5 protein-coding genes are annotated in these 5,120 nt (G+C 64.3%); 3 read left to right on the top strand and 2 right to left on the bottom strand.

Going from position 1 to position 5,120, the window contains the following annotated elements; genetic code table 11:
• Positions 1–1,614 (top strand): DEAD/DEAH box helicase family protein (locus tag IT182_16955; protein ID MCC6165038.1); only part of this gene is annotated, 1,614 nt, incomplete at its 5' end.
• Positions 1,615–2,511: 897 nt separating this feature from the next.
• On the opposite strand, the gene IT182_16950 is transcribed toward IT182_16955, so the two are convergent.
• Both IT182_16950 and IT182_16945 read right to left on the bottom strand, forming a co-directional pair.
• Positions 2,512–3,063: a hypothetical protein gene (locus IT182_16950; GenBank protein MCC6165037.1), complete on the bottom strand. Its 552-nt coding sequence runs from the start codon at positions 3,061–3,063 to the stop codon at positions 2,512–2,514.
• Positions 3,064–3,205: 142 nt separating this feature from the next.
• Positions 3,206–3,688: a type II toxin-antitoxin system VapC family toxin gene (locus IT182_16945; protein MCC6165036.1), complete on the bottom strand. Its 483-nt coding sequence runs from the start codon at positions 3,686–3,688 to the stop codon at positions 3,206–3,208.
• Between the two features lie 237 nt (positions 3,689–3,925).
• Between IT182_16945 and IT182_16940 the strand changes: the two genes are divergently transcribed.
• Both IT182_16940 and IT182_16935 read left to right on the top strand, forming a co-directional pair.
• Positions 3,926–4,282 (top strand): hypothetical protein, encoded by a 357-nt coding sequence (locus tag IT182_16940; GenBank protein MCC6165035.1) that lies wholly within the window; start codon positions 3,926–3,928, stop codon positions 4,280–4,282.
• A 161-nt stretch (positions 4,283–4,443) separates the two neighbouring features.
• The coding region (locus IT182_16935; protein ID MCC6165034.1) for a TolC family protein at positions 4,444–5,120 on the top strand (677 nt) is incomplete at its 3' end.

Raw genomic sequence — 5,120 nt, 5'->3', positions numbered from 1 at the left:
CTGGACGTGACATTCACCGGCGAACTGAGACCCGAGCAACTGGCCGCTGCCAAGGCGATGGCATCGCACGACACAGGCGTGCTGGCGGCGACGACAGCTTTTGGCAAGACGGTGATTGCCGCATGGCTGATCGCCCAGCGTCGGGTGAACACGCTGGTGCTGGTCCACCGACGGCAACTCCTGGATCAATGGGTCGAGCGACTCTCGACGTTCCTCGGCATGCCGGCGAAGTCGATCGGCCGTGTGGCCGGCGGTCGCAAGCGAACGACCGGTCTGATCGATGTCGCCGTCATACAGAGCCTCGTCAAGAAGGGCGTCGTTGACGACCTCGTCGCCGACTACGGCCACGTCATCGTCGACGAGTGTCACCACTTGTCGGCGCAGACGTTCGAGTCGGTCGTGCGACGGGCGAAAGCCCGGTTCGTCGTGGGGTTGTCGGCCACGGTGGCCCGCAAGGACGGGCATCACCCGATTGTCACGATGCAGTGCGGCCCGGTGCGCTACCGCGTGAACGCGCGCGTGCAGGCTGCCGCGCGACCGTTCGAGCACGTCGTCCTGGTGCAGCCGACCGGATTTCGGTCGAGGCGGGCACCAGATCCCGACCGGCGCGTGGAGTTCCAGGCGCTCTATCAGGAGCTCGTCGGCGATACCACACGCAATCGCCGCATCGCGGATGACGTGACCGACGCCGTGAACAGCGGCCGGTCTCCGCTGGTCCTGACCGAGCGCAACGATCATCTCGACCGCCTTGAGCAACTGCTCGCGCCAAACGTCCGGCACCTGGTCGTGCTCCGCGCGAGAACGGGCAAGCGGGAGCGGCAGGCCGTGGCCGAGCGATTCGCAACGATTCCCATTGAGGAGGGCAGAGTTGTGCTGGCGACGGGCAAGCACGTGGGCGAGGGGTTCGACGATGCGAGACTCGACTCGCTGTTCCTGACACTTCCCGTGTCCTGGCGCGGCACGGTGGCCCAGTACGCCGGCCGACTACACCGGCTGCACGATGCCAAGCGCGAAGTGCGCGTCTACGACTACGCCGACATCGATGTGCCGATGCTCGCTCGAATGTTCGACCGGCGGTGCCGCGGCTATGAAGCCATTGGCTACCGGGTGTTGCTGCCAGCCAGCGCGATTCCAGGCTGGCCCGCTGACGTGACACTCCCGGCGGATCCGATCTGGAAACGTGACTACTCGGGGAGCGTCCGCCGGTTGATTCGTGATGGCGTCGACAGCCCGCTGGCCACCCTGTTCGTGCACGCCGTTCGGCCTGTCTCGGCCGACGCCGACGGACTCGCGAGGGCGAGGAGCGCGACCGAGGCGTTTCTGTTCAGGCGCCTGGAGTCTCTTCCCGAGACCCGAGGTCGCTTCGCGCTGAACGCGGTACTGCCGATCGCGTTCGACGGGTTGGGCACAATGGAGGTCGATCTTCTGTGCGCTGAGGCGCGCGTCGCCGTGGAACTGGATGGCGCTCAGCACTTGTCGGATCCGGCCGCCTATCGACGCGACCGCCGCAAGGACCAGCTGCTGCAGGAGAACGGCTACTTCGTCCTGCGGTTCCTCGCCGAGGACGTCGGCAGGGACTTGGACTCGTCCTCGATGCGTTCCTGCGCGCACTGAGTCGTCGACACAGCTGACTGGCGGCGGCTCCCCGCCTTCCTCGAGGCAGGTGTGCCTGAGTACGACCATGAGCCCGTGTGTACACTGAAGCAATGGTGTTGCACCTGTCGCAAGCGCTCGAGGACTGACTCGCTGCCGCGGCCAGGCGCCGGGGCGTCTCGGTCGAGGCGCTGGCGCACGAGGCGCTCGAACGTGCGTTGGACTACGACGAGTGGTTCATCGACGAGGTCGAGCGCGGACTTGCACAAGCGGAGACCGGCCAGCCGCTGACCCACGAGGCGGTCGGGGCGCGTCTGTCGAGGAAGCTGGCCGCGGTCGACCCGGGTCGCTGATGCATTGGCCTGGGCGGCGACGAGCAGGACCTCGTCCTGCAGGAGGTCGTGGTGGCGATGATCTGATCCACATCGTTCACTCTCCTGGCCCGTGGACACAGTGCAACGATGTCGACAGGGATGGTTCTGGGAGAGGAGCGACACCGGTCAGCGGGCAATGGCGGGCAAGGCCCGACGGCAAAGACGGCATTCATGGCATCGGCGGCAACGTGGCTTCTGTGACTTACAGAATCTAAAGACGCTGGAAGAGTTCGAATCCCACCCTCTCCGCCATCTCTAAACAACTGATAACAAAAGCATTACAGGCTGAGTAGCGTTTTCGTATTCCAGTTTTCATCCAGGCCGGAAGATCGCCCTCGGACGGCTGCTGTGAGGGCGCGCCCGAGGTCGAGTGGAGGAACGTGACCAGCACCGGCGAGATTCTGAAGGACCTGATCTGGCTGATTGCTGTACACCGGGTTCCACATTTCGGACGCGACGCTGTTCAGCATCAAGACAAGCCGAAAGCGCCTCCAACCTAATTTCAGCGGCCGTGCAGCGCAGCGTCCACTTCAGCGCGCTCACGTCAGGTGGTCAGGAACTGCATGTCGCCTTCCTGAAGCCTCGTTCGAAGCAGCCGGCCTCGTGTTGACCCTGCAGCCATCACTTCACGAACCGATGGATCGCTGAGTGACTGCAAGACAACCGTCTGTCCTGGCGTCCTGATTGCATGAGCCACAAGTCTCATTCCACGAGGCGCGAGGCCCAGCAGACTTTGAGCTGTACGATTGTTGCGGTCGGGTGGACGGTACACAATGCAGAGCGATTGGGGTGGACGCATCCCAAGTTCGTACGTAGAGAATGGGATGAAGTGGATCGGGTACTCATAGATCCGGAGACGCCCCTCTCCGTTCTCGACGATGAAAGCAAACGCAGACTCCCCAGGCACATTGGAATACAAGCGACGAACGCCTTCGACCAACGTGGCTCCTCGATCGGTCCGCGTCAGGGCACCGTCAGGCCACAGGAGCAAGTCGTAGATGCCCTCGGCGTCGTTTTCAATCCCGTACGCCGGCGGTGTCGCTCGGGCGAGCCAGTGAGCCATCGACCAGGCTTCCTGCATCCGGATATCGGCCATTGTCATTCCGTATAGCCGGCACATCCTGATGTAGTCATGGAGAGTCCTCGGTCGAATCACCAGAAGGATCCACATGAGTGCGGCCTCTGTGGTGAGGAACGTCAGCCCCCCAAACTCGTGGGACGGGCGGCGCACGACGTTGCTAGCCATTGGGAGAATCCCAAGGATTCAACAGAAGCACGCCGGTCGCGCTGAAATCGTCGACGTTGCGGGTCATGACATGCAGGCCGTGACGGAGGGCCGTCGCGGCAATCAGGCCGTCGACGGCGGGTAGCACCTTGCCGATCTTCTGTGCTGCGGCGACGAGTTCGCCCCAGATGTGGGCCGTGTCGAGATCGAGGGGCAAGATCCGGTCAGTATGATGTTCCTCGAGGGCCTGAAGCCAAGCTGCCAGTTCGCGCTTCCGCGGCCCGTCGTCCAACAGCGGTATGCCTTTGGTGATTTCGGCGAGGGACAGGACGCTGATGAACATGTTCTCGGCAGGAAGTGCCGCGACGGCCGCCTTGACGGCGTCGTTGCCCTTCACCGTGAACTGACCACCCAGTACTCGACGAGCGTCGACCAGTGCCCTGAGGCCGCCGATCGCATACCAGACCCCTGAACCGTCCAAGAACGCGCTGGTCACTCTTCATCGAACAGAACCCCTGGTCAGTTCTTGACGAGCGGCAACAGGACCAGTCCAGCTGATGACCGCTCGGCAACCCCGGAGGAACCCCTGCGGGATTTTCGGCGCTCATGGGTGAAAAGCCGCCGGTCTCCCGGCACCGCCAGTCGTGGGTCCGTCTTGCCTGCGATTCTGGGCGCAGATCCGAGGCTTACCGAACCGGTGCCGTTCTTGCTATGGAGGGCGTGAGAGCTTGTCGTGTTTCGCGCAACCATCCTGACCGTCGTGTTGCTGTTTGCCGGCGGGCCCAGTGTCTCGCTGTTCTGCAAGGCGTGGTGCGATCCTCAGGTGGCCGCAGAGAACGGCTGCCACCACGAGAACAATGGCGGCGCCGCGAGCGTCAGCAGCGACGATTCCTGTGACGACTCGGTTCAGGGGCCGGCCGGTCTGCTGAAGGAAGACCCCCGAGGCGCGCCAGCGCCAGATGGGGGCGCGGTTGTCCTGACCGCACGGTTCCAGATCATTCCTACCGCGACGGGCCTCGTCCCGGTCTGGAACCGGGGACGACCGCCGTCCGATCTGAACCAACCGCAGACTACACCTCTCCGCATCTGATACCCCTCTCGGCCGCACGCAGTCCCGTTGTGTGACTGCAACTCGCGGCCCTCGGCTACTCCGCAAACAAGTTCGGCACCGGTTCTACGTGACGCACGGTCACATGGGACTGACGTCGACTGGCCGTTGTTCGATGACGTTTGTCATCAGAGAGGTTTGTCATGAAGACGCTTCTTGTACGACTTGCAGTTCTTGTGACCCTGGCGACACTGCCCCCCGCATCAAACCTGATTGCTCGAGGCCCGCAACCCGCGTTGCTGAACGAGGCGGAAGTCCGTCAGTTCATCGTGCGGGGCGAGCCGGGGGACCATTCGCGCCTGCGCGCCCATGGGTCCCTCGGGGCCGCGCAGACCCAGGTCGCGTTGCCGACGCCCCTCCGACTCGTCGACGTCGTGCGCATCGCCGGCGAGCGACGGGCGGAGATCGATGCCGCGCGAGCACGGACCCGGGCCGCGGAGCAGCGGCCGGCAATCGTGTCGGCGCTCCAGGATCCGATGGTGTCGCCGTCCCTGGACCACCTGCCCTTCATGTGGGGCGGGGCGAACGTCAGCGTCACCTTCGAACAGCAGATTCCGCTCTCGGGCATCCGCGGTCATCGGCGTACCTCTACGCTCGCGGACATCGAACGGCTTCGTGCCGAGACAGGCCGTGCCGGCCTGGACGTCGGGCTGCAGGCGGCAACCGCATTCCTGATGCTGCAGGAGCGGCAGCGCACCCAGGTGTTGCTCTCGGAACAGATCGCGTTCGCGCGTGACGTCGTGGCGGCCGCGAACGCCCGCTACTCCGCCGGCACGGCGCCGCAGTCAGATGTGCTGCGCGCCGAAGTGGAAGTCGCCCG

It is taken from the genome of Acidobacteriota bacterium (assembly GCA_020845575.1).
Lineage (GTDB): Bacteria > Acidobacteriota > Vicinamibacteria > Vicinamibacterales > Vicinamibacteraceae > Luteitalea.
The sequence above is the reverse complement of the archived record's forward strand: the minus strand, read 5'-3'. Positions and strand labels throughout refer to the sequence as shown.

Excerpts from the sequence above, each read along its gene's own strand:
- IT182_16950 (MCC6165037.1), bottom strand. The coding sequence starts at position 3,063 with ATGGCCGATATCCGGATGCAGGAAGCCTGGTCGATGGCTCACTGGCTC.